This is a genomic window from Umezawaea beigongshangensis (assembly GCF_016464305.1).
Classification (GTDB): Bacteria; Actinomycetota; Actinomycetes; order Mycobacteriales; family Pseudonocardiaceae; genus Umezawaea_A; species Umezawaea_A beigongshangensis.
The window spans coordinates 1-686 of record NZ_JAEIOJ010000043.1 but is presented as its reverse complement, the minus strand read 5'-3'; the positions used below and the strand labels follow the sequence as shown (position 1 = coordinate 686).

The 686-nt window shown below is 68.2% G+C and carries 1 pseudogene; it reads right to left on the bottom strand.

Going from position 1 to position 686, the window contains the following annotated elements:
- A pseudogene (locus IMZ35_RS30255) lies at positions 1-671 on the bottom strand (hypothetical protein); the annotation flags it as partial.
- Positions 672-686: the final 15 nt, after the last annotated feature.

Below are 686 nucleotides of genomic sequence, written 5' to 3'. Positions count from 1 at the left end.
CCGCCACCGCCGCCGCGCTGCACGAACCCGCCCGGCCTGACGTTCCTGGTCGAGATCACATCAAGGCCGGTCACCTTGCCCGCGATCTTCCCGACCACCTTCGCGATCTTCTCGAACACCTCGATCAACTTCGTCAGCATCGGCGCCACACGCTTGATCGTGTCCAGCAGCTTCTGCACCAACTCCGCGATCTTCGCCGCCCACCGCGAGATCGCCGTCACCGCCTGCGCCACGATCACCGGCGTCCCGAACCCGAGGGTGAACACCGCCTCCAGCACCCACGCGATCAACTTCCCGATCAGGTCCGCGATCAGATCACGCACCATCTCCCGCACGAACGCCACGACCATCCCCATGATCCCGACGACCGTGCCCACCGACCCCGCAGCCGACGCCGCCCCCGACAACGCATCCGCCGCCGCCCGCGACTGCGCCGCGTAGGCCTCCGCCCCCGCACCCGACCACCCAGCCGTGCCCGACCCCACCGCCGCGACGTAGTCCTCAGCGATCCTGCCCAACTCCACCGACACGTTGCCCCACGTCGTGGAGTACGACTCGATCACCGGCGGATTGCCCGCCAACCAGTCCAGCACGTCCTTGAGCGGCTGCACGTGCTCCATCAAGAACGCCGCCGCCGACGACATCAACGTCCCGAACGGATCGATCGCCATGCTCGCCGCATCCGC